Annotated in this window: 23 protein-coding genes; 7 read left to right on the forward strand and 16 right to left on the reverse strand. The window is 62.6% G+C overall.

Features of this window, described 5'->3' with window-relative positions:
- Position 1: 1 nt before the first annotated feature.
- Positions 2-994, reverse strand: coding sequence for an acyltransferase family protein (locus FFS37_RS22535; protein ID WP_232375740.1), 993 nt, complete (start codon positions 992-994; stop codon positions 2-4).
- 378 nt (positions 995-1,372) lie between these two features.
- Between FFS37_RS22535 and FFS37_RS35815 the strand changes: the two genes are divergently transcribed.
- Both FFS37_RS35815 and FFS37_RS22545 read left to right on the forward strand, forming a co-directional pair.
- Positions 1,373-1,558, forward strand: a complete 186-nt coding sequence (locus FFS37_RS35815) for a hypothetical protein (protein WP_171026371.1) — start codon at positions 1,373-1,375, stop codon at positions 1,556-1,558.
- 231 nt (positions 1,559-1,789) lie between these two features.
- Entirely contained in the window at positions 1,790-2,737 is a 948-nt protein-coding gene (locus FFS37_RS22545; RefSeq protein ID WP_137933176.1) for an alpha/beta hydrolase, read from the forward strand.
- A gap of 37 nt (positions 2,738-2,774) precedes the next feature.
- On the opposite strand, the gene FFS37_RS22550 is transcribed toward FFS37_RS22545, so the two are convergent.
- Together FFS37_RS22550 and FFS37_RS22555 are read right to left on the reverse strand one after the other, a co-directional pair.
- Positions 2,775-3,230 carry a DUF5680 domain-containing protein gene (locus tag FFS37_RS22550; RefSeq protein WP_137933177.1) on the reverse strand — a complete coding sequence of 152 codons (456 nt, stop codon included), beginning with the start codon at positions 3,228-3,230 and terminating at the stop codon, positions 2,775-2,777.
- A 122-nt stretch (positions 3,231-3,352) separates the two neighbouring features.
- Complete coding sequence (locus FFS37_RS22555) at positions 3,353-4,252, reverse strand: LysR substrate-binding domain-containing protein (protein ID WP_137933178.1); 900 nt, start codon at positions 4,250-4,252, stop codon at positions 3,353-3,355.
- A gap of 218 nt (positions 4,253-4,470) precedes the next feature.
- Between FFS37_RS22555 and FFS37_RS22560 the strand changes: the two genes are divergently transcribed.
- Positions 4,471-4,641, forward strand: coding sequence for a hypothetical protein (locus FFS37_RS22560; RefSeq protein WP_137933179.1), 171 nt, complete (start codon positions 4,471-4,473; stop codon positions 4,639-4,641).
- Positions 4,642-5,090: 449 nt separating this feature from the next.
- Complete coding sequence (locus tag FFS37_RS36480; RefSeq protein ID WP_137933180.1) at positions 5,091-5,225, forward strand: hypothetical protein; 135 nt, start codon at positions 5,091-5,093, stop codon at positions 5,223-5,225.
- Positions 5,226-5,282: 57 nt separating this feature from the next.
- Here the strand turns inward: FFS37_RS36480 and FFS37_RS35820 are convergent, their stop codons facing one another.
- Positions 5,283-5,441 (reverse strand): hypothetical protein, encoded by a 159-nt coding sequence (locus tag FFS37_RS35820; RefSeq protein WP_171026372.1) that lies wholly within the window; start codon positions 5,439-5,441, stop codon positions 5,283-5,285.
- Positions 5,442-5,570: 129 nt separating this feature from the next.
- Between FFS37_RS35820 and FFS37_RS22575 the strand changes: the two genes are divergently transcribed.
- Positions 5,571-6,509, forward strand: a complete 939-nt coding sequence (locus FFS37_RS22575) for a GlxA family transcriptional regulator (RefSeq protein ID WP_408631446.1) — start codon at positions 5,571-5,573, stop codon at positions 6,507-6,509.
- A gap of 20 nt (positions 6,510-6,529) precedes the next feature.
- Here the strand turns inward: FFS37_RS22575 and FFS37_RS22580 are convergent, their stop codons facing one another.
- The 4 genes from FFS37_RS22580 to FFS37_RS22595 form a co-directional block, all read right to left on the reverse strand.
- Positions 6,530-7,327, reverse strand: a complete 798-nt coding sequence (locus FFS37_RS22580) for an ABC transporter ATP-binding protein (protein ID WP_137933182.1) — start codon at positions 7,325-7,327, stop codon at positions 6,530-6,532.
- Positions 7,324-8,097 (reverse strand): ABC transporter permease, encoded by a 774-nt coding sequence (locus FFS37_RS22585; RefSeq protein WP_137933183.1) that lies wholly within the window; start codon positions 8,095-8,097, stop codon positions 7,324-7,326. Before FFS37_RS22585 ends, FFS37_RS22580 begins: the two co-directional genes overlap by 4 nt.
- A gap of 67 nt (positions 8,098-8,164) precedes the next feature.
- Positions 8,165-9,115 carry an ABC transporter substrate-binding protein gene (locus FFS37_RS22590; RefSeq protein WP_137933184.1) on the reverse strand — a complete coding sequence of 317 codons (951 nt, stop codon included), beginning with the start codon at positions 9,113-9,115 and terminating at the stop codon, positions 8,165-8,167.
- Positions 9,116-9,258: 143 nt separating this feature from the next.
- Entirely contained in the window at positions 9,259-10,053 is a 795-nt protein-coding gene (locus FFS37_RS22595) for a class I SAM-dependent methyltransferase (RefSeq protein ID WP_137933185.1), read from the reverse strand.
- Between the two features lie 92 nt (positions 10,054-10,145).
- On the opposite strand from FFS37_RS22595, the gene FFS37_RS22600 reads away from it, so the two are divergent.
- Positions 10,146-10,991, forward strand: a complete 846-nt coding sequence (locus FFS37_RS22600) for an ATP-grasp domain-containing protein (RefSeq protein ID WP_137933186.1) — start codon at positions 10,146-10,148, stop codon at positions 10,989-10,991.
- Between the two features lie 138 nt (positions 10,992-11,129).
- Here FFS37_RS22600 and FFS37_RS22605 read toward each other — a convergent pair whose 3' ends face one another.
- The 5 genes from FFS37_RS22605 to FFS37_RS22625 all read right to left on the reverse strand — a co-directional run bounded on the left by FFS37_RS22605 (position 11,130) and on the right by FFS37_RS22625 (position 17,039).
- Positions 11,130-11,471 carry a peptidase inhibitor family I36 protein gene (locus tag FFS37_RS22605; RefSeq protein WP_137933187.1) on the reverse strand — a complete coding sequence of 114 codons (342 nt, stop codon included), beginning with the start codon at positions 11,469-11,471 and terminating at the stop codon, positions 11,130-11,132.
- A 98-nt stretch (positions 11,472-11,569) separates the two neighbouring features.
- Positions 11,570-12,418 (reverse strand): DUF1194 domain-containing protein, encoded by an 849-nt coding sequence (locus FFS37_RS22610; protein WP_137933188.1) that lies wholly within the window; start codon positions 12,416-12,418, stop codon positions 11,570-11,572.
- A 91-nt stretch (positions 12,419-12,509) separates the two neighbouring features.
- Positions 12,510-15,071: a GcvT family protein gene (locus FFS37_RS22615; protein WP_137933189.1), complete on the reverse strand. Its 2,562-nt coding sequence runs from the start codon at positions 15,069-15,071 to the stop codon at positions 12,510-12,512.
- A gap of 166 nt (positions 15,072-15,237) precedes the next feature.
- A complete protein-coding gene (locus FFS37_RS22620) occupies positions 15,238-15,975 on the reverse strand; it encodes a siderophore-interacting protein (RefSeq protein WP_232375741.1) in 738 nt (245 codons plus the stop codon).
- A gap of 53 nt (positions 15,976-16,028) precedes the next feature.
- Positions 16,029-17,039, reverse strand: coding sequence for a PNPOx family protein (locus FFS37_RS22625; protein WP_137933190.1), 1,011 nt, complete (start codon positions 17,037-17,039; stop codon positions 16,029-16,031).
- A gap of 201 nt (positions 17,040-17,240) precedes the next feature.
- Between FFS37_RS22625 and FFS37_RS22630 the strand changes: the two genes are divergently transcribed.
- Positions 17,241-18,062 (forward strand): AraC family transcriptional regulator, encoded by an 822-nt coding sequence (locus FFS37_RS22630; protein ID WP_137933191.1) that lies wholly within the window; start codon positions 17,241-17,243, stop codon positions 18,060-18,062.
- A 25-nt stretch (positions 18,063-18,087) separates the two neighbouring features.
- On the opposite strand, the gene FFS37_RS22635 is transcribed toward FFS37_RS22630, so the two are convergent.
- Genes FFS37_RS22635 through FFS37_RS22645 form a run of 3 tightly spaced genes read right to left on the reverse strand, consistent with a single transcriptional unit; the run spans position 18,088 to position 21,570 of the window.
- Complete coding sequence (locus tag FFS37_RS22635; RefSeq protein ID WP_137933192.1) at positions 18,088-18,846, reverse strand: FkbM family methyltransferase; 759 nt, start codon at positions 18,844-18,846, stop codon at positions 18,088-18,090.
- On the reverse strand, positions 18,843-20,072 hold the full coding sequence (locus FFS37_RS22640; protein ID WP_137933193.1) for a DUF2029 domain-containing protein: 1,230 nt from the start codon (positions 20,070-20,072) through the stop codon (positions 18,843-18,845). The genes FFS37_RS22635 and FFS37_RS22640 overlap by 4 nt, the downstream gene beginning before the upstream one ends.
- Positions 20,073-20,097: 25 nt before the next feature.
- Positions 20,098-21,570 carry an aspartate aminotransferase family protein gene (locus FFS37_RS22645; protein ID WP_137933194.1) on the reverse strand — a complete coding sequence of 491 codons (1,473 nt, stop codon included), beginning with the start codon at positions 21,568-21,570 and terminating at the stop codon, positions 20,098-20,100.
- Positions 21,571-21,583: the final 13 nt, after the last annotated feature.

Below are 21,583 nucleotides of genomic sequence, written 5' to 3' on the forward strand. Positions count from 1 at the left end.
CCTAACCTGTCGCCGGCTTTTGGCGCGTGAGAGGTTTGAGCAAGCCGGTCAACGGCTTTTCAACAATCAGATAGAGCCCCGCGGAAATCGCAATACTGACAAAGGCGATCGACGCCGGCTGTCCGCTCGGCGGAACCCCAAGCCGCAGTATGATGCCGGTGACCACGACAACCACCAGCACATGCCAGACATAGATCGAATATGAGGCATTGCCGAAAAATGTGAGCAAGGCCATTGGGCTGAACGGTCTGGCGCGCTCGGCGAAAACCGCACCGGCAACGATCAGCATCGACGGAATACCCCAGCGCAGGACACGGGGCATTTCGGGGTCGAGCATCTGGACCACTATGAGCAAGAGAAATCCGCCGACAACCAGCGACAGCGCCAACACAAACTGAAGCCGAACATCGTTCATCCACAGGCGTCCGACGACAATGCCGGCCGCGAACTCGAGCACGATGGGCGAGGTAAATGCCTGGGCGTACCCCTTAAGCAGCAACAGGTTCAACACCACCATCGCCGTCAGCACGCCGATCAGCACGGCAAAACGCTGCTTCTCGCCCAGCAGGAGCGACAAGGCGAAAATGGCGTAGAACATCATTTCATAGCACAGCGTCCAGCCCTGGATCACCACGGGGTGCAGCGATCCATTCTGCACGATCGGAAAGAACAACAGCGAGCCGACAAGATTTGCGGGGCTCAGCACGTGTCCGAAGAGAAATTGCGGTTTGACGAAAATTGCCAGCGCCGTCAGCAGCGTCACAATCCAATAGAGCGGCACGATACGAACAATACGCCGCCACATGAAGCGCTGTGGGTCAACGGGGCGACCGACCGTGGTGACCCACATGATGAAACCGCTGATGACGAAAAACAGATCGACCCCTGCCGCGCCAACCGTGAAGGGACCGCCAAACTGCTCGCTGATGTGAAAGAAGACCACGGCGAAAGCGGCAAGCCCTCGAAGGTATTGAATACTATGGATGTCATTCACGCCCATACCCCTACTGACTGGCTTAGCACCCCCAAATGCTGCACTGCACAATAGCGGACACCCGCCACCTGCTGTCAACCGGGTAAAACCTTGGGTAGCGCTACAGTTGTCGTTGCCGGTTGGTTAGGGCACCGCCAAGCAACCGCCAGTTCGGGCCCAATCCCACGCAAATTTCATTTGCATGCAAATGTTTCCAGATCGCGCTAAATTGAAACCAAAACGCGATCTCCACGAAATCCACCCGATACATGGACGGAGCATTAAGCACGCATTGAACGGCGGCCAACGACCCTGTCGCCCAAAGACGCTCGGCGGGTTTGGGAAAGCGACGTGCAGTTGCAGGTCCTCGGTCGCCACTGTTCTTCAAGGGAGATGACAATGTCGATGTTCGAAAATCTCAGCCGCTTCGGTGTAACCATCCGGCAGACCCACGCCAGGAACAAGGCGGTCCGCGCGCTCAACAGCCTGCCGGCGCATGTCCAGAAGGACATTGGCTGGCCGGCCTCGCCGCCCGCCGATCCGCAGGCAGCGCTTGCCTCATTGCTTTTGGGCACGGCGCGCTGATGACCTTTGCCGAAAAATGCAAATTGCTCGGCATCCGCCGGGGGTCGAACAGATCCCCGGCGGTCACCGGCAATCGGCTGCGCACGGCACTTCTGCCGCGCCGCTGACCACGGCGCACGGGCAACCGCTATCGTGGACACTGCGTAAATCTTGACATTTCCGGCCGGCGCACGATCTTCGTAAAAAGGGGGAATTCTCTTAGTCGGCTGCAGCCGAAGCTCGTGTATCCGCATGCCAAGTTTGAAAAGCCACGTCGTTTCCTTCGTGCTCAGGCATAGCCGCAAGAAGGCCTTTTCCAGCCCGCAGAACCTGCAGCGCTGGATAGCGGCCGCGCGCAAGAGAGAGGATCATCATCCACCGGCCTCCCTGCGCCAGCGTCTCACCATCGAGACACGCACCGTCGACGGCTTTCCGGTTTACGAGATCGCCCCTCGATCCGGCATAAGCAAGCGGATTCTCTACCTGCACGGCGGCGCCTATGTCTTTGAAATCACGCCCTATCATTGGAACCTGATCGGCGACATGGCCGACCGTCTGGGTTACGGCATCACCGTGCCGATCTACCCCATCGCGCCCGAGCACGACTTTCACGCCATGTTCGGCATGGTCGGCGATGTTTACCGGCAGATGCTCGATGAAACGGAAGCCCGCGACATCGTCTTCATGGGTGATTCAGCCGGCGGCAACATGGCCGTGGTGCTGACGATGATGGCCGCCGAGGAAGCCCTGCCGCTGCCGTCGCGCCACGTGCTGATCTCGCCGGGCGTCGACATGTCGCTCACCAACCCCGCAGTGTTCGAGGCCGAGCGCAACGACCCCTGGCTTGGCATTCCAGGCGGCCTGGAGGCGATCCGCATGTACAGCGCGGGCATCGAGCGTGACGACTGGCACATCAGCCCGCTCTACGGCGACCTGTCAGTGCTCCCCAAGACCTTGCTCCTGACAGGCTCGCGCGATCTTCTCACACCCGACAACCTGGTCTTCGCCGAAAAGGCGCGCGCGGCCGGCGTCGATATCGAAGTCGTCTACGAGGAAGGCATGTTCCACGTCTGGCCATTGATCGACATGCCGGAATCTCGTCGGGCGCGCCAGCATATCGTCGCGTTTCTAGGCGGAGAAACGAAGGTATCGCGCGGCTGGACCGCGGGGTGGTCGCTGCAGCGCCAGCCCGCAACATGATCGTTGCAATGGGCGCGGGTTGATACGCGCCTCGCCGCTACGGTTTGATCAGTCCGCCATGGTATTCCAGCCGATAGACTTCCCGCTCCTCGACGTAGATGCGCTCGATCCCGCTGAACGCCTCGACGTCCTGGCTGCTGTTGTCGACGTAGCGGTATTGCCGAACAGCATATTCAAAAGCGCCGAGGAACCTGCCGAGCCCATAGAGGGCGGACAACGCTTCCCGGATGACCGCACCGGCGGCGGTTGCGTCGATCAATTCCGGATCGAGCACACGGCCATAATAATTCATGGCCCAGACGGGTTCGTCATCTTTCCAGACAAGTTCCTGGCCAAGAAAGTCGGTCCCGCCAAAATAGCTGTCCAGATAGCGCCACGGCCCGCGCTCGTAGCGAATGTCATGCGAGGCTGTCCGGCATGACGATGACGGGCTGCCGCCTCCGACATAGGCCGCCGACTTTGCTTCCAGGATAAAGGTCCCGAGACCATTCATGACTTGCCCGCTCAGTGGAACTTACGACGCCCCAGGAAACATCGACCCGCGCAGAACTGATCGCCCGCACTCCCTGAAACGGATCAGGTTCCTCCCCAACAAGCCGGATGGGCTCGCCCGGATCAGAACTTGCCGGTCTCCCGGAACACTTCGAAGGTCGCGCGGATATGGTCGGCAACCGCCTTGACCGGCGCGCTGGCGTCCGGCGCCACCACCATGGCCAGATTGTAGGTGCCGATATCGGGCATGCCGTCCTTGGGGCAGAGTTCGACCATGTCGTTGCCAAGGAAGGATCGTGGCAGCGGCGCGACCGCGAGGTCGGCCATGATGGCGGCGCGCTGGCCGGCTGTATGCGCGCTCATATAAGCGACACGGTAGTTGCGGCCCTCGCGTCCGAGCGCATCGAGCGCGCCGGCCCGCCAGGCGCAGCCCTCTTCCCACAGCGACACCGGCAGCGGTTCGCGCAGATGCGCGCAGCCGCCCTTGGCGCCGGCCCACACGATCGGTTCGGTCAACAGCACTTCAGCGCCGAGCGCGCTCGTCTTGTAGGAGTTCGTCAACAGCGTGATGTCGAGCGCCCGGTCGTCCATGCGCCGGCGCAGATTGCTGCTCTGATCGATGGTGACGTCAACCGCGATCGAAGGATGCGACTGCGCGAAACGCTTCAAGACATGCGGCAGCACGCGCTCGCCGTAATCGTCCGGAGAGCCCAGCCGAACCACGCCGACGATGTCGGGAATGATGAACTTCGACACCACCTCGCGGTTGATCGACAGCAGCCGGCGGGCATAGCCGAGCAGCATTTCGCCATCGGTGGTCAGCGTCACCGAACGCGCGTCGCGCGCGAACACGGAGCGGCCGAGAATGTCCTCCAGCTTCTTGATTTGCATCGACACGGCCGACGGCGTGCGAAAGACCGCGTTGGCGGCCGTGGTGAAGCTGCCAGTCTCGGCAATCGCCACGAAAGTGCGCAAAACGTCGAGATCGAGCAAAGGCAGCGGATGATTGAGCGGGGCGTTCATGGCGATTAGCCTTCAATTTTTCTGATACAAAGCATCATTCCATTTCGTTTGATTGAACATTAGATCGGGAGCATAGTCAACTCCATCGATTGAGGATGCTGCCACAAGCAGCCATGAAACGACCCCGACACAGTCCCGCAATCGACATGAAATGAAGCTGAAACAGACCTGACGTAACCAGCGGCTGCCGGGCACTCCCCGGCGCAAAGGAGAAAGAAATGTCTATCCTGTCGTCCCTCGGCCGCATCGCGACCGAATTCAGCGCGGCCCGCGCCCGCTATCAGACCGAACGCGCCATCCGTTCCCTGCCGATCGAATTGCAGAAGGATATCGGCTGGCCCGAGGCTTCCGACACCAAGACCGGCATTCGCAATGGCATCGGATCCTAGGCTGGAGCGAAGTAAACCGTGTGTACCTTGTGCTGAAGGCCTGCCGCGCGACCGCCCGGCAGGCCTTCTCATTTGCATTCAAATGATTTCAGGAGCCATGCCGCCGCTGCATGGCGCATATGAGCAAGCCGCATAGCGCCGCAATTTTCAAGCTAACCAACTGTAAACAATCAAAGATTCTGAGCACCCTGCCCAAATATGTCGCATCCGGTGTCGCTTTTCATATCAAGTGCTTCGCTTTTGCGATTTAGTTTCCGCTCACACAAGCCTATATCACCGCCAGCAAACGAGCTGCCCCACTCCATCAAGCGAAGGCGACCCGTTTAGAGCGACGTGCGTCCAATTGGACGCACAAAATACGCTCTAACACTTTGAGTCTGCGCATCGTGCTTTCCGAAAATCGGTTCGATTTTCGGGCCGATGCGCTGAGCAACCGATTGGAGATGATCATGAAGCTTTTTGCCCGCCTCTTCGCCCGCCGCGAAATGAACCTGACCACGGCTCTCGAGCGTCAGCGCCTCGCCAACACCATGCCCGGCCAGACCGGCGCGATGGCTGCGGCTCGCCTCGGCTTCATCGCCTGACATTTTCTGAAGGCAGCGCATCCCTGCCGCTGCTTCATGCCTGCAACGCCGCCTGGCTCAGCCACGGCGGCGTTTTTGTTGCGTCCGGCCGCCCGCGCCCTCCATTGCAAGCGCAATTGCCGCCGTCATGCCGGCGATCGCGAACAACAATTGCCCATTTGCGACCCATGTCGCAAATTTAATCTCGGCCAGGCGGTGTAGCCGATTGACAGCCAAGGTTTTTCCTGATGTCGCTATGCTATTCGCGACATCCTGTTCGCGTCATCGCCAGATGAGGTTCCCGTGAACGCCGTCAAGCATCCGATCAAGCGATCGTTTGTGTTCTTCCTTGTCCCCGATTTCACCATGATCGCTTTTGCGACCGCTCTCGATCCGCTCCGCTCCGCCAACCGCATGCTCGGCTACGAGGCCTACCGCTGGCGCCTCGCCAGCATCGACGGCAAGCCGGTGCGGGCCTCCAACGGCGTCGAATGCGCGGTCAACACCTCGCTCGAGGACGAGCGCAAGAAGATGGCCGGACCTGACCGGCCCAACATGGCCATCGTCTGCAGCGGCATCAATGTCGAGCGCTACCAGAACAAATCGGCCTTCGCCTGGCTGCGCGAAGAATACAATCGCGGCGTGGCCGTCGGCGGCCTGTGCACGGGCGCGCATATCCTGGCTGCGGCCGGCCTGCTGTCGAACAAGCGCTGCGCCATCCATTGGGAAAACCTGCCCGGCTTTTCCGAGGCGTTCCCGAAAGCCAATGTCTTTGCCGACCTCTTCGAGATCGACCAGAACATCTACACCTGCGCCGGCGGCACCGCCGCGCTCGACATGATGCTCAAGCTGATCGGCGACGATTTCGACGAGAGCCTCGTCAACCGGGTCTGCGAGCAGGTGCTTACCGACCGCGTGCGCAGCCCGACCGACCGCCAGCGCCTGCCGCTGCGCGCCCGGCTGGGCGTGCAGAACTCGAAAGTGCTGACCATCATCGAGCTGATGGAGGGCAATCTTTCCGAGCCGCTGTCGCTGATCGAGATCGCCGACCATGTCGATCTGTCCCGCCGCCAGATCGAGCGCCTGTTCCGCACCGAAATGGGCCGTTCCCCTGCCCGTTACTATCTGGAGATCAGGCTCGACCGGGCCAGGCACCTGCTCATCCAGTCGTCGATGCCGGTCGTCGAGGTGGCGGTCGCCTGCGGCTTCGTCTCGGCCTCCCATTTCTCCAAATGCTACCGCGAGCTCTATGCACGCTCGCCGCAGCAGGAGCGCGTCGACCGCAAGCAACTGCTGGCTGCTTGAGGATCAAAGCTTGATCCGCATCAGGCCCTGGCCGGCTGAGCCTGTGCCGTCCGCATCGCCTCGGCACGGATGTCCTCGGTCAGCCGGGCCTTCAGGCCTGAGAATTCCGGACTGGTCTTGAGCGTGTAGTGGCGCGGATGCGGCAGGTCGATGGCGACATCCGACTTGATGCGGCCTGGCCGCGCCGTCATCACGATGACGCGCGAAGCCATGAAGATCGCCTCCTCGATATCGTGGGTGACGAACAACACCGTCTTCTTGCGCCGTTCCCAGATGCCGAGCAGCAATTCCTGCATCAGCCCGCGGGTCTGGTTGTCGAGCGCGCCGAATGGCTCGTCCAGCAACAGGATTTCGGGATCGTTGGCGAGCGCGCGGGCGATGGCCGTGCGCTGCTGCATGCCGCCGGAAAGCTGCTTTGGCCAATGGTTCTCGAAGCCCTTCAGCCCGACCAGATCGACATAGGAGGCGACGATCCCGTCCCGCTCCTTTTCAGCCATGCCGCGTTCACGCAGGCCGAAGGCGATGTTCTCGGCGACCGTCAGCCATGGGAACAGCGTGTAGGACTGGAACACCATGCCGCGGTCCGGTCCCGGCCGCGTCACCGCCTTGCCGTCAAGCAGCACGCGGCCCTCGCTCGGGGCCTCGAGACCGGCGACGATCCTGAGCAGCGTCGACTTTCCGCAGCCTGACGGCCCCAGGATGGTGATGAAATCGTTGGCGGCAACCGCCAGGTCGACCGGCATCAGCGCCTTGACCGGCTGTCCGCCGCGCACGCCGGCAAAGGTGCGCGACACGCCTTCGATCAGAAGCTTGCTCACGCCAGGCTCCACGGAAAGAGCCAGCGGTTGAACGCCTTGAAGGCGAAATCGGACAACAGCCCTATAAGCCCGATGACGATGATGCCGAAGATGATCTGCCCGGTCGCCAGCCGCGACTGGCTGTTGATGATCATGTAGCCGATACCAGAGGACGAGCCGATCAGTTCGGCGACGATGACATAGGTCCACGCCCAGCCGAGCACCAGCCGCAGCGTCTCGGCGATTTCAGGCGCATTGGCCGGCATGATCACCCGCTTGACGATGCTGTTGTTCGTCGAGCCAAGCGTATAAGCGGCCTCGACAAGGTCGCGCCGCGTCGACCCCACCTTGACGGCGATGATCAGGATGATCTGGAACACCGAGCCGACGAAGATGACCAGCAGCTTCTCCAGTTCACCAATGCCGGCCCACAGGATGAGCAGCGGAATGAAGGCCGAGGCCGGCAGGTAGCGGGCGAAGGAGACGAAGGGCTCCAGGAACGCCTCCACCGGCTTCCAGGCGCCCATCGCGATGCCGATCGGCACGGCGACGACCGATGCCAGCAAAAAGCCGCCGAAGACCCGCCAGATGGTGATCAGTATGTCGAGCCAGAAACGGTCCTCGACCAGCAGCCGCCAGCCATCCCTCAGCATCGATAGCGGATCGGCGAGGAAGATGCGGTTGACGTGCCCGCCAAGCGTGATCCAGGCCCAGAAGGCGATGAACAGCACGAAGAAGGAGATGCCGAGCACGGTTCGCAGGCCCGGCGAGACTGGATGCAAGGGGCGCATCTTCATCCTTTGTCAGCGGGAAGCGACGGCGCCTGGCGCCGCCGCATGATGGGCAAAGGTGAAGCTGTCAGTTCGACACCGCGCTGGTGTCGGCCAGCGTCGCCACATCGGGCGCGTCCTTGATCAGCCCCATCTGCAGCAGCAGCTCGCCGGCGGTCTTGGAAAAGTCCTGGAATTCCTTGGTGAAGAACTGCTTGTTCTCTGTCCTGTCGGCCCATTTCAGATATTTCGCCGAATCCTCGAACTCCTTGGCCGACTGCTTCACGTCGGCGCCCATGATCCCGTAGGATTTCTGGGGATCGGACTTGATCAGGTCGAGCGCGTCGAAATAGCTGTCGGCCAGCGCCTTGGCGGCATCCGGGTTGGCCTTGAGGAATTCGGGCGTGCAGCCGACCGTGTCGAGCACCATCGGGTAATCGAGCGTGGTCGCCAGGATGTGGCCCTGGTCGGCCTTGTCGCGCACCGCCGAGATGAACGGCTCATAGGTAACCGCGGCATCGTTCTGACCGGCGAGGAACGCTTGTGCTGCCGCGTCGGGCTCGAGGTTGACCACGGTCACGTCCTTGGTCGACAGGCCGTTCTTGTTCAGCACCCAGGCCAGCATGAAATAAGGCGACGTGCCCGGCGCCGACGACGCGACGTTCTTGCCCTTGAGATCAGCGACGGTCTTGATGTCGTTGCGCACGACAATGCCGTCGGCGCCATAGGATTTGTCGAGCTGGAAGATCTGCTTGGTGGTCACCCCGCTGGCGTTCCACACCAGCCATGTCTCGACAGTGGTTGCGGCGCATTGCAGGTCGCCGCTGGCGATGGCGAGCGGGCGGCTTGCCTGCGGCACCTTCTTCAAGGTCACGTCGAGCCCATGCTTCTCGAAGAGCCCTGCCTGCTTGGCAAGCGTCAGAGGCGCGAAGCCAGTCCAGCCGCTGATACCGATGGTGACCGATGTGGCGGCCATCACCGGCGCGGACAGACCGGCGGCAAGCGTCAAGGTTGCGGCGAAAACGGCGATCCTGCTCATGCGAGTTCCCCTTTTGTTTCTCCGGCGAAATTGTTCACAGACGCCAATGGGCTTGTCAATCAACAGGAACGTGTTCCGTCTCGGCAGGGCTTGGCTCACCCAACTCAGAATCGCGCTTCCGGGAAACCCGTGCCAGATCCTTGCTATTGGCGCGGCGAACCAAGGAGAAGAATCGGACAGCGATCGGCGACCGGATACGTTCCGCTTGGCACGAGACGAACATCGGCGAAGTAGTGTGAAGCCTCCGCCACATGGACGGCCTCGTTAAGCCAGCAGCAAATCGTGTCGGAGCCCTTGTAAAGGTCGATGAAGGCGAAGGCGTCCGGCTGCCATCCGCCCGCCGCCATCAATGCCTTGCGGTCGCCGAACATCTCGTTGATGGCATCCAGGACGGCGGACATCTTCAAGCCATAGTCGGGCGCCGCGACAGGAAGCGACAAAGCGGTGCGCAGCACGATCTCGGCGAGTGCCTTTATCCTGCCGCCCAGCGCATCCGCCCTTATCGCGTCGAGCGGCTCGGTCTTGGCCGGGCGCGCAAAAAGCCTGATGCCCGCGCGACCGCCCGGTCTCAGCACCCTGGCCATTTCCTCCAGGCACCGGAGCCGCTGAGCTTCGCTCGTCACGGCCGAAAGACATCCGTCGCCGACAATTGCGTCGATGCCCTTGTCCGGCAATGGAAGATCGAGCCAGTTTCCGAGAACCACCTTGCGGGTCGCGCTATCGCCGATCCACAACGCGCCGATCATATGCGGGTTGGCGTCTATCGCCACCAGGGCCTTGCCGAGCCTTGCCAATTCCGGCGTGACGCCGAGCAGAGCCATCTCGGCGCCGTCCGTATCGATCAGGCTTTTCAGCACCTCCACGACATCGACGGGCGGCCGCAGAGGCGCTTTTATGAGATCCCATGTACGAAACAGATTAGCCCACAGGTCGGACATGCCCCTCGCCCCCTTGTTGCGCTTACGCACTTTGCCCCAGCGGATTCCAGTATATTATCACTTTCTGAAACGAAAGATGGCCGGGGGGCCGAATGCCGCACATCGTGGTGATCACGCACGAGTACGATCGTTTGATCGAGCGCAAGTTTTTCCGGCGCGAGAGCGGCTATATGATCCACACAATTCTCGAAGACCTGCGCATGCGCGGCCACTCATGGGCGATCGCGCGGGGCCTGTCGAACAAGATGAAGGGGGACGCCGCGGTCCTTCACGTCGACGCCACGCGCGTCGATCCCGCTTATATCGAATATGGGCGCGGCTTTCCGTTTTGCCTCAATATTGCGGTGGCCGATATCTCGAAGGGACGGATCAGCCAGGCGAAGGTCGCGCCCGGTGACGGCTGGACAGGACCGGTCATCGTCAAACCAGTCCTGAACAGCGGAGGCGTGCCGGAAGAGCGTCTCAATCGCCGGGCCCGGCGCGCGGGCAAGCCAGCGCCCTTTCCAGCCGCAAAGGCCATGAAGGACTACCAGCTGTTCGATCGGGCGTCGGATGTGCCTGCGGATTTCTTCGCGGATCCAGACTTCCTTGTCGAACGGTTCCTGCCCGAAGTCGTTGAAGATGGCTTCGCCCTGCGCTTCTGGGTCTTTTGTGGCGGCTATGATTTCTGTGGCCGTTTTGTTTCACGCGACTCCATGGTCAAGGGCTCCGGCGTGTTCCGCAGCGAGCCTTGTGCCGTTCCCGAAGACCTGCGCCGCCGCCGCGAGGAGTTGGGGTTTGACTATGGCAAGTTCGATTTTGCCGTTCATGACGGCAAATCCTACCTGATGGACGCCAACAAGACGCCAGGAAGGGTCCCCAAGTCGGCGGGCGAAGTCGCGTCGCCAGCAGGCATGGCCAGCGAGTTCGAGAAAATGATTCAGACCGCGCTGCGATGACTGTCTCTCTGGTTCACCGTTCCCTGGAAACGGTGAACCAGAGCACACAGCGCCGCCACGGCTCATGCGACGCGACACAGGATTTCGCCACGCATGTCGCCGCCCCGGAAGGCCGCCATTCCTCTGGACGGCATCCGGTCAATAACCGTTGCAATAACACTCGGCCGACGATATCCGGTCATTCCAATAATCGCCCAATGCGCGGGCCCGGCGCCTGATTTCGATCGAATTGCCGCCCATATTCGTGTCTTCATAGGCAACAAGAGTACAGCCACGGCGGACGAACACGGACGACACGCGGTCGTTCCAGAACTGGCCGCCACGAAAACTGACGGAATCGTTGGGATCCATTTCGAGCGCGCGCCCACGAAAATTCACATGCTCGAACATGACGCAGGCAGGCTGGTCGTTGTATTGGGCGCTGGCGCCGCCGGTAAAAAGCACCGACGCGACAGCTGTCAGGATGGCAAGACGTTTCATCTGATGTTTCCTCGGTTCAACCGCGGCCCCCGCCGGCTGGATAGCGCGGCGCGGCCGATTTGCCAATGCTCCCGAACCCGGGGCTGAACGGGAGATTTCTAACGGCTATCCGGCGTCCAGCTGCGGTTGCGCCACATTTTCTCGCCGACCTGGCAGTCGGCGGCGGGCTTGTCCTGGGCCAGCGCCACCGGCGGGTGATCCGCCTCCTCGATCGTCCATTGCGGCGAAGCCGGGCCGGCCAGTTCCAGCACCAGCTTGCGGCGGATGGCTTCGGGAAATTGCGTCCAGTCATTGACCGGGATCATGAAGGCGCCCGGCCCGCCGATGACACAGTCGCTGTAGTAGCGGTCGAGATCGTTGACGTCGTAAGCCCCGCCGAAGCTGCTGCGCGTCATCAGCGGCAGGCCGTTGATGATGATGCCCTGCCTGACCACCCCATCGCGGACGAGATTGACCGGTGCCCCCTGATTGTTGGGTCCGTCACCGGAAATGTCGATAACCCGCTTGGTGCCTTGATATCCGCTCTCGGCGAACAGATCACTGCCGAACTCCAGCGCCCCGGAGATCGAGGTGCGCCGCGCGCTGTTCGGCGGCTGGGCGGACAATTGCGCAACGACCCGCTCCGCGTCGGCCCGGTTCGCGATCACTGTCCATGGCACGATAACGCGTTGCCAGCTCGTGCCGGCCCATTCGACATAGGTGACCGCGATCTTGCCGTGGGCGCCGTCGGCAATCGCCCGCAGCACATTGTCATGCGTCAGCGCCGCCGCGTAGCCATGACGCTGGATCTCCAATTCGTCCGCCGACATCGACAGCGAAACGTCCACCGCCAGCACCAGTTCGACATCGACGGGTTCGTCCGCGCGGGTTGCCGGGGTCGACGACAAGATCAGCGCCAGCGCGGCGCCGCCGGAAAGCATATGTCTTGCACGGGTGAAAGCAGACATGCCGCGAGGGTAAGCGAAAACCGTCCGGTTAAAAAGACAAAAGCCCGGCCGATGGCCAGGCTTTTGCGATCAGTTCCACCACATGCGCCGGTCAGCTACGCGGCTTGAGATTCTCCGGATCATAGAGCGGCTTGTAGCCCACGCCGGCGACTTCGACCGGATAGGTCTCGCCAAAGTACTCGACATTGAGCTTGCGGCCTTCCTGCGCATAGGCGCGCGGCAGATAGGCGAGCGCGATGTTCTTGCCGATGGTCGGGCCATAGGCGACCGAAGTGGTGAAGGAGCGGCGACCGAGTTCATCCACCAGCGTTTCGCCGGTGGCGGGATCCAGCACCGGCATGATGCCCACGGGATAACGCGCGACGCCCTTGGAGTCCGTGTTCTCCGTCATCACCAGCGTGCACAACGTCGCCGGCTGCTGCTCCCGGGCGCGGTACTCCAGATGCCTGGCCTTGCCGCAGAAATCGTTCTCCTTGACCTTCGGGCGCGCGAGATCGGCTTCGAGCAGATTGTATTCGGTGAGCAGGTCGGCGTTCTGCAGCCGCAGGCTCTTTTCCATGCGGCGCGTGTTGGCATAGGTCTCGACGCCGAACGGCATCACCCCGGTCGAGCGCAGCGCGTCCCATACGGCAAGACCGTCCTCGTAGCGCATATGCAATTCCCAACCCTGTTCGCCGACATAGGAGATGCGGAAAGCAGTCACGTCCTTGCCGCCGATGCGGATCGGCTTGATCGCGGCAAAGGGGAAGTTCTCCAGCGACAGGCCTTCCGGGTTCTCGACCACTTTCTGCAGCGTCGTGCGGGCATTCGGGCCCCAGATGCCGATGGTGACATATTTCTCGGTCACGTCGGTGATCGTCGCATCGAAGCCCTTGTCCTGCGCGGTGCGCTGCATGTAGCGGAAGTCACGCGGACCGGCATCGGCGCCGTCGATCACCCGGCAGCGGTCGGCCATGCGGATGACGGTGAAATCGGCGCGCACCATGCCTTCCTCGTCGAGGAAGTGGGTGTAGATACCCTTGCCGATATTGTTGTCACCGCCGATCTTGGCCGCGCACAGCCATTCCAGCAGCGCGACATGGTCAGGTCCTTCGACATCGTACATGGAGAAGTGCGAGAGATTGACGATGCCGACATCCTCGCTCATCGCCAGGTGCTCGGCATTGGAGACCCGCCAGAAGTGGCGGTTATCCCACTCGTTCTCGCGCACCGGCACGCGGTTGCCGTATTTTTCCAGCAGGTGCTCGTTGGCGGCATAGCCATGGGCGCGCTCCCAGCCGCCCAGTTCCATGAAGTAGCCGCCGAGTTCCTTCTCGCGCTCCCAGAACGGAGAACGCCTGATGTTGCGGCCCTTGGAGAAGGGTTCGCGCGGGTGCACGGCCGGATTGTAGACCTTCATCGCCGTTTCGGTGCAGCGGTCCCAGATGAACTGTTCCTTCGTCTGGTGCGGATAGAAGCGCGCGTAGTCGATGGCGTGGTGGTCTATCTCGGTGCGGCCGTCCGTCATCCAGTCGGCGATCAGCTTGCCCATGCCCGGGCCGTCCTTGACCCAGATGGCGACAGCGTACCACAGGCCCCTCACCTTCTGGCTCTCGCCCATGGACGGGCCGCCATCGGCCGTCACCTGCAACAGGCCGTTGAAGGAATGGCTTTCATTGTAGCCGAGTTCCCCCAGGATCGGCGTCAGCTCCATGGCGCGTTCCAGCGGCGCCAGGATCTGCTCCATGTCGAGATCGCGCTGCGACGGCGACAGCCGTGCCTGGTCCTTTTCCAGCAGGTCGCGCGGATGGCAAAGGCGCGGATTGGTCTCCTCGTAATAGCCCCATTCGATCTGCCCGCCCTCGGCGGTCTTGGGGTCGCCGGTGTCGCGCATATAGGCCGAATTGCCCTGGTCGCGCAGCAGCGGCCAGCCGATTTCCTTGCCGGTGCCGGCGAACTCGGTGTACGGGCCGAAGAAGGTCAGCGGATGGTCGATCGGCATGACCGGCAGATCCTCACCCACCATCTCCGCGATCAGCCTGCCCCAGATGCCGGCGCAGACGATGACGTAGTCGGCCTCGATCGTGCCGCGGTCGGTCACCACGGCGCTGATGCGGCCATCCTTGACCACCAGCGACTTTGCCGGCGTGTTGGCGAAGGATTTGAGCTTGCCCGAAGCTTCCGCCTGGTCGACCAGCTTGCCGGCGACCGTCTGCGAGCGCGGAATGACCAGACCGGCGTCCGGATCCCAGAGACCGCCCTGAACCAGATGCTCCTCGATCAGCGGAAACTTTTCCTTGATCTCGGCCGGTTCGATCAGCCGGGCGCGCGTGCCGAACGACTTGGCCGAAGCGATCTTGCGCTTGATTTCGTCCATGCGGCTGTCATCGCCGACACGGGCCACTTCGAGGCCGCCGACGCGCGCGTAGTGGCCCATCTTCTCGTAGAAATCGATGGAGTAGAGCGTCGTCCAGCAGGACAGGAAATCATGGCTGGTCGTGTAGCAGAAATCGGAGGCATGTGCCGTCGAGCCGATGTCGGTGGGAATGCCCGACTTGTCGATGCCGACAATATCGGTCCAGCCGCGTTCGATCAGGTGATGGGCGATCGATGCGCCGACAATACCGCCAAGGCCGACGATGACGACCTTCGCCTTTTTCGGAAACTCTGCCATTGCCCTCGACTCCAAAGTGATAAAGCGCGCGGACTATAGGGCGGAGCGACAGGCCAGATGAAGCCTGTTTGCGACATTGGGAAAAAGCCGTGCGACCAGACGGTCGAATGCCGGCCGGCCATAGCCAGCCGCGCGAGCGTGAAGGCCGGCGATCGCCGGCCGAAGCTTAATCCAGCCCGGTCTTGCCCGGTGCCCAGTAGGCCTTGGCTTTCATCCGCGACGAGCCGACACCTGCCGCCCTCAGAGCACGATTGACATGCTGGATCGCCGCCGCCCTGCCCGTCAGCACGAAATGCACGCCTGCGGAGGCGTGCGCCACCACCGCGCCGGCAGCCGCGCCGAGATGAGCATCATCGGACGCTCGCGCAATCACGGTGGCATCGCCCAGGCCGATGCCCTCCAGCACGGACCTGGATTGGGCAATGTCGGTCACTTCGAAGATCAAGATCGGGCGTAGCCTCCGGACCGCGCTCAGCGCCGACGCCAGGGCGAAGGAGGTTTCATCGCCAAACAGCACCAGCGGCGCTTCTATGCCGGAGGGATCGAGAGAGCGGCGCGGCCCGAGGAACTGGCACATGTCGCCTTCGCGCAAGCCCTCGACCCATCGGCTGCCGGGGGCGTCGCCGTGCATGAAGGCGAGCAGCCTTGTCCTGCCATGCTCCGGGTCCCAGGACATCGGCGTGTATGTCCGCGCGGTCAGCCCTGTCCCCATCGATATCTGGAGCTTCTGGCCGACCGTCCAGTCGATGTTCTTGAGCGCATCGCCTTCAAGATCGATCAGCCGGAAATTATCCGAGATAGCCGCCACCGCTGCGACGCGGGCCGGCCGCATGAACCATCGCAGCAGGGTCCGCGCAACATAACCCGGCTGCGGTTCCTCGAGACGGTGGGCGGAATCGGTCAAGGCTTCACTCCATTGCTAACCAAGGGATATCGGCGCCATGCGCCGGCAGCACGTCAGGACGACGCACGCCCGCAAATGGCGCCGCCATCCGTTTCCAGACCTTTCCTCAGAAGCTCGCCGACACCCGGCACCGAAACGGCCGCACGCGCCAGTTCGGCCCCTTGGCCTTCATCCCGGTCGGGCCTGATGTGCCCGGCAAATGGCTTGGCCATGCCGTATGACGCCATGCCGGGCCAAAGATCGAGGCGCAGCAGCGCCAGGCTCTCGCCGATTTCGGCAACCGCACCCTCAAGGGTAGCGGCCAGCATGGACGTCTGGTCCCGGAAGACGAATTGTCCCGATGCCGCTTGATCCGATATGCGGGCGCTGCCCGATACGCGGATGACCTGCGCCGCCCCCAGGACCAGCACCATCGCGGCGGTCCGAGGTGGCGGCGGACCTTGAAAGAAGCAGGTGGCAGGATTGACCGGACTGCCAGGAAGACAGCTCCCGCCAGCCTCGATCCGGGCCAATATGCCGGCCGGATCGTCGCTTGGGCTGAGTTCGACACGCCCCCAGCCATCCACGGTCGCCAGCGCCATGAAGCGACGGGTGGCAGCCAAGGCGCTGATAGTGCGTGGCGCCAGCATCTCGAGCAAGGCCGACCAGTATTGCGAGCGCATCAAGGCATGGCCGCTGTGGCCATAACACTCCTCGACCGCGATGCGGATTTCACCGTCACGCACATCCCTCACGGTGCCGTTGACGCGCATCATCTCGCCGATGCAAGGCAGCAGGAACAGCGAGCCGAAGCCCAGGCCAGGCACGGCCAGAGACGGATCGTCGATCCGCGCGACCGGCAGCCGCAGCTCATAGGCATCGCCACTGGCGAAACCAATCTCGCCGCCGCCAAGGGTGACGCCGAGACCGGAAGCGTCGCCAAACGCGCCGAACATCAGCGGCGAGGCCGCCAGCCAGCGCAGCGCCGCGCGATCGAGATGGCCTATGACATTGAAGTTCGACGGCAGCGCGATCCCGCCCGCGGCTGCACTCATCAGGGTGGCGGTATCGATCGGCTTGTTCATGGCAGCACTCTGCGCTTTGGCGGAAGCATCGGGAGCGATCAACGTGCTCCCCACGCCTCTTCGCCATGACTACCTAGTGGGCTCCTTGCCGGCATTTCCCTTGGGTTCGAGCCATCATTACAGCGTGACGCGATTGGCGACATCGGGGAAATATGACAGAATATTCGGAAATCCTGCCAATCTTAGAACCGGTAGACCAGCATGCCCATTCTGAACACGCATCCCAAACCCGCCGACTTTCCCAATCCCGACGATGTGCCCAGGCCGGTTATGGTTTATGGCATGACGCTGGCGACAGGCGTGATCGAACTCAGCCATCACGCGCATCGCAAGGCCCAGTTGCTGCTGACGCTGCGCGGCGTCTTCACATGCGAGGTGGATAGCGGACTGTGGCTGGTGCCGCCGCATTGCGCGATCTGGATGCCCGGCGGTGCCCTGCACGCCATCAAGGCGTCCGGACCGATCGAAGGCTACAACGTTTTCATCGACCCGGCGATGGCGACGTCCTTGCCGTCGACCTGCTGCACGCTATCCGTATCGCCGCTGCTGCGCGAGTTGCTGATCCGCGCCGCCAGCTTCCCGCTCGAGTACCCAGAAGGCGGCCACGAATCGCGGCTGGGAACCCTGTTGCTCGATGAGATCGAAGCCGCTCCGGTCGAGCGGCTGCACCTGCCGATGCCCAGGGACGATCGCCTGCGCCGGATCGTCGAAGCGATGATGGCCGATCCGGCCGATCGCGGCACGATGGAGACATGGGCCAGGCGGGCAGGACTGAGCGAACGGACGCTTGCGCGCATTCTGGCGCGGGAGACGGGAATGAGCTTCGGCCGCTGGCGCCAGCAACTGACGATCATGCTCGCCCTGCAATGGATGGCCGCCGGCGCTTCGATCCAGAGCGTGGCGCTCGACCTGGGTTACGAAAGCGCCGGCAGCTTCGTGACGATGTTCAAGAAGGTGTTCGGCACTTCGCCGGGCCGCTACATGGCCGAACGGCGCGCAGGTGCTGCTTCGGGCGGCGACTGACCATGGCGGTTCCGCCGTGCGAGGTTCAGGCGAAAGCCCAGATGTCTTCGGCCTGGAAGCCAACCTGATATCCCGCTGTCTTCAGCTTGACCACGACCTGGCCGATCTCGGTCGCCGGCAGTGCACCGACCTCGATCTTGATCATGCCGGGACGATAACGCTGCAGATCGAGCTGCTCGAACACAATCCAGTCGGCGCCCTCGCAGTCGACCAGGAAGGCGTCGATATGGCTGATGCCGTTGCGGTCGAGCAGCGTCTGCAGCGTTTCCGAGGCGACCTCGATATCCCTGAGGTGGGGCGCGAACTTGTTGAAATTGGTGTCGTTCTCGCCCCAGGCGTTCTTGCCCGACATCAGGTTGGTGTCGGTGACCGAGGAACAGCCGATGAACTCGATCGGCAGCGTGCCGGCCTCGAGCGCGGCCGCATCGAACGTATGAACGGTGATCGTGCCCCTGGTTTTCGTCACCGCCACGGGCTCGATGACGAAGCGCGCCGTGTCGGGATAGTTGGCGCGCAGCCGCTTCTGATTGTAGGGGATCGGCTCGACCAGCATGGCCCGGGCACCCGGGATCCGGTGCAGCCACGGCGTGACATCGTCGAACAGCGCGCCATCGCAGGCGCCGACATTGACCATCTGGAACGGCTGCCCGCTTGCCCCGAAGCGAGCCTTCAGCGACGCCTTTGCCAGGAACTTCGTGCCGCGCAGCGCCGGGCCACGATCGAGCAGGCCGGCCGGCAGCCCGAGTGACAGGGCGATGCGCGCCAGGCTGGACAGCGAACTCATGATTTGTCTCCGGCAATGATGTGCGGCGCGGCGCGATGCGGACCGCGGGCCGCCGCCCACAGCGCCATGAACGGCGTGGCCAGCAGCAGGAAGGGCGGCACCAGATGCGGAAAATAGATGCGCGTATCATGGATCGGGAAAACGGTGAACTTCGCCAGCGCGCCAAGCACGAGCGCGGCGAACAGGATTCCGGCCCGGCGCTCGAGACGAAAACCGGCGCGCCCAGCCGCGAACCAGCCGGCCAGCGCCAACACCGAAACGCCGACCCAGCTGTTCATGCTGACGGCGCGCAGCAGAGATGTCGCGAACGCCTTGAGATAGGCGGTGAGCGAGAAAGCCGGTTCGAACCCGTCCATATTGTAATGTTGCTCGATGCTGGAGAACCACAGATGCGGCCACCAGCCGGGATGATGAGCCCAATGTGAAATGGCGAAATACGCGACCAGCGACGCGGCAAAACCCGCCAGCACGCCCCATGCCTTTTGCCGGAACACGACCAGCAGCACGGCGAAAACCGCAAGGAAAACAATATTGTCCGGACGCACCATGAAAGCCAGGAAGAGCAGGATCGCCGTCGCCACCTCGCGGCTTCTGACATAGGCGTAGAGCCCGCCGAGCAGCAGCGCGGAGGTAAGCAGGTCCGGTGTCGCAGCCCGCGCCGCATCGCCGAAATCAGCCATGATCAGCACCGCACCCGCAACCGGCGCCAAGGCCAGCGCCTTTTGCGAACGCAGCCAGAGCAACGCGATCGCGCCGAACAGGAGCACGGAGAAAACCTGCACGAGGCGCATCGCCTCGACCGGCGACATCACCGTGCTCAGCGTCGACAGTATTTCGGCGTAGAGGAATTTTATCCGGTACATGCCGAGCAGCGAATGGAAATCGGCGGCATTGTCCGTCATGTGGCTGCGAAACCCGCCGCCATCGTCCGTCAGCGACTTGTATTCACCGGCCGAAACACCTGCCTTGACGGTGCTGTAGGCATAGTCGTGCAAGGCCTGCGCATCGGGATACGTGCCTTCCTCGGCAATGGCCAGATAGGGCAGCATGTCCCAGTTGGCATCGGGCATCACCCAGGCCGTGAACGCCGTCACGAGGATGTACAGCGCAAAAGCGGCAGCCCCGATCTGCGCCGCCAGGCGCGCGTAAGTCCCCTCGCCCCACGCCAGGCCGGCCTCGGTGAGCCGGTCGAACGGGTTTTTCGCAGCGGGAGACCTGGTCAGCATCGTTCTGCCCAATGAGCTTTCTTTTTTAGCGAACCTGGCTTTTGACGAAATCCTTCACGATCGAAACGATGCCGCGTGACAGCAAGCTGTCGAAGGCGTCGACGAAACGGTCGACATGCTCGCGCTGGCAGATCAGCGGCGGCTCGAGCCGGATGACGTTGCGGTTGTATTCGGTGAAGGCGACGAGCACGTCATAGTCGCGCAACAAAAGCGCGCCGACGAAGCCGGAGAGCGAACCCTTGAGCTTGTCGTCGAGCACACTGACCACCGGGCGCAGGACCATCGGCAAGGTCTGTGAGAAGTCGTGGAACTCCAGCCCGACCATCAGGCCCTTGCCGCGCACATCCTTGATGATCTTCGGGTATTTATCCCTCAGCGCCTGCAGGCGGGTCAGCAGATGGTCGCCGGTGACGGCCGCATTGTCGATCAACCCCTCGTCATAGAGCACGTTGAGCGCCTCGATCGAGGTGACGCAGGCCTCGCCCATGCCGCCGAAGGTCGCCATGGCGTGGATCATCGCCGTCTTCGGCGTGCCGTAGGCCTTCATGTAGACGTCACGCTTGGCGATCATGGCGCCGACCGCCGCCTTGCCGCCGCCCAGCGACTTGGCGAGCGCGGTCACGTCAGGGACGACGCCATGGTGCTCGAAGGCGTAAAAACGGCCCGAACGGCCATAGCCGCACTGAACTTCGTCCGCTACCCACAACACGCCATGGCGGTCGCAGAGCGCACGCAGGTTCTGCCAGTATTCCGCCGATGCCTGGATAATGCCGCCGCCGCCCTGGATGGTTTCCAGCACGATGACGCCCACCTCGGGGTCCGTGCGGAAAAGGCGCTCGACAGCGCCGATATCTCCAAAGGGAATGCGCACCGTATTGTCAGCCATCTTGAAGTCGGCACGGTAGAGCTGGCCATCCGTGATGCCGAGAACGCCCTTTGTCTTGCCGTGGAAGGAATTCTCGGCGTAGACGATTTTCGGCCGCTTCGGGCCGGCCGCGCGCTCGGCAAGCTTCACCGCGGCCTCCATGGCTTCCGAGCCGGACGAGCCCAGGAACACCATGTCGAGCTCGCCGGGCGAGCATTTGGCGATGTTGTGCGCCAGCGCCGCCGCATATTGCGACATGAAGGCGATGGCGATTTCCTGGCGCTTCTCCTCCTGGAATTTTCTGCGTGCTTCCAGGATGCGCGGGTGGTTGTGACCGAAGGCCAGCGAGCCGAAGCCGCCGAAGAAGTCGAGGATCTTGCGGCCGGTCTGGTCGATGTAGAACATGCCTTCGGCGCGCTCGATCTTGATCTTGTGGAAGCCGAGCAGCTTCATGAAATGCAGTTGGCCGGGGTTGAGATGCGCCTTGAACAGGTCGGTCATGCGGGCGACGTCCATCGCCTTTGCCTGCTCGACGCTGATCAGGTCGGGCTTGACGGTGGTGGCGGGCGACAGCGCCGGCGCACTGACCAGGGTACGCGCATTCGCCTGCTCCGGCTTGGCCATGACGGTCATCTCGAAATCTCCC

Origin of the sequence: Mesorhizobium comanense (assembly GCF_005503535.1) — a bacterium.
Taxonomy (GTDB): Bacteria; Pseudomonadota; Alphaproteobacteria; order Rhizobiales; family Rhizobiaceae; genus Mesorhizobium; species Mesorhizobium comanense.

Bases quoted from the DNA above. Each gene is read 5' to 3' on its own strand.
- FFS37_RS22635 (WP_137933192.1), bottom strand. From the start codon at position 18,846: ATGAGTTCGCTGTCCAGCCTGGCGCGCATCGCCCTGTCACTCGGGCTG.
- FFS37_RS22555 (WP_137933178.1), bottom strand. From the start codon at position 4,252: ATGAACGCCCCGCTCAATCATCCGCTGCCTTTGCTCGATCTCGACGTT.
- FFS37_RS22585 (WP_137933183.1), bottom strand. From the start codon at position 8,097: ATGCGCCCCTTGCATCCAGTCTCGCCGGGCCTGCGAACCGTGCTCGGC.
- FFS37_RS22605 (WP_137933187.1), bottom strand. From the start codon at position 11,471: ATGAAACGTCTTGCCATCCTGACAGCTGTCGCGTCGGTGCTTTTTACC.
- FFS37_RS22645 (WP_137933194.1), bottom strand. From the start codon at position 21,570: ATGACCGTCATGGCCAAGCCGGAGCAGGCGAATGCGCGTACCCTGGTC.
- FFS37_RS22610 (WP_137933188.1), bottom strand. From the start codon at position 12,418: ATGTCTGCTTTCACCCGTGCAAGACATATGCTTTCCGGCGGCGCCGCG.
- FFS37_RS22560 (WP_137933179.1), top strand. From the start codon at position 4,471: ATGTCTATCCTGTCGTCCCTCGGCCGCATCGCGACCGAATTCAGCGCG.
- FFS37_RS36480 (WP_137933180.1), top strand. From the start codon at position 5,091: ATGAAGCTTTTTGCCCGCCTCTTCGCCCGCCGCGAAATGAACCTGACC.
- FFS37_RS22575 (WP_408631446.1), top strand. From the start codon at position 5,571: ATGATCGCTTTTGCGACCGCTCTCGATCCGCTCCGCTCCGCCAACCGC.
- FFS37_RS22545 (WP_137933176.1), top strand. From the start codon at position 1,790: ATGCCAAGTTTGAAAAGCCACGTCGTTTCCTTCGTGCTCAGGCATAGC.
- FFS37_RS35815 (WP_171026371.1), top strand. From the start codon at position 1,373: ATGTCGATGTTCGAAAATCTCAGCCGCTTCGGTGTAACCATCCGGCAG.
- FFS37_RS22550 (WP_137933177.1), bottom strand. From the start codon at position 3,230: ATGAATGGTCTCGGGACCTTTATCCTGGAAGCAAAGTCGGCGGCCTAT.
- FFS37_RS22630 (WP_137933191.1), top strand. From the start codon at position 17,241: ATGCCCATTCTGAACACGCATCCCAAACCCGCCGACTTTCCCAATCCC.
- FFS37_RS22595 (WP_137933185.1), bottom strand. From the start codon at position 10,053: ATGTCCGACCTGTGGGCTAATCTGTTTCGTACATGGGATCTCATAAAA.
- FFS37_RS22615 (WP_137933189.1), bottom strand. From the start codon at position 15,071: ATGGCAGAGTTTCCGAAAAAGGCGAAGGTCGTCATCGTCGGCCTTGGC.
- FFS37_RS22590 (WP_137933184.1), bottom strand. From the start codon at position 9,115: ATGAGCAGGATCGCCGTTTTCGCCGCAACCTTGACGCTTGCCGCCGGT.
- FFS37_RS22625 (WP_137933190.1), bottom strand. From the start codon at position 17,039: ATGAACAAGCCGATCGATACCGCCACCCTGATGAGTGCAGCCGCGGGC.
- FFS37_RS22600 (WP_137933186.1), top strand. From the start codon at position 10,146: ATGCCGCACATCGTGGTGATCACGCACGAGTACGATCGTTTGATCGAG.
- FFS37_RS22640 (WP_137933193.1), bottom strand. From the start codon at position 20,072: ATGCTGACCAGGTCTCCCGCTGCGAAAAACCCGTTCGACCGGCTCACC.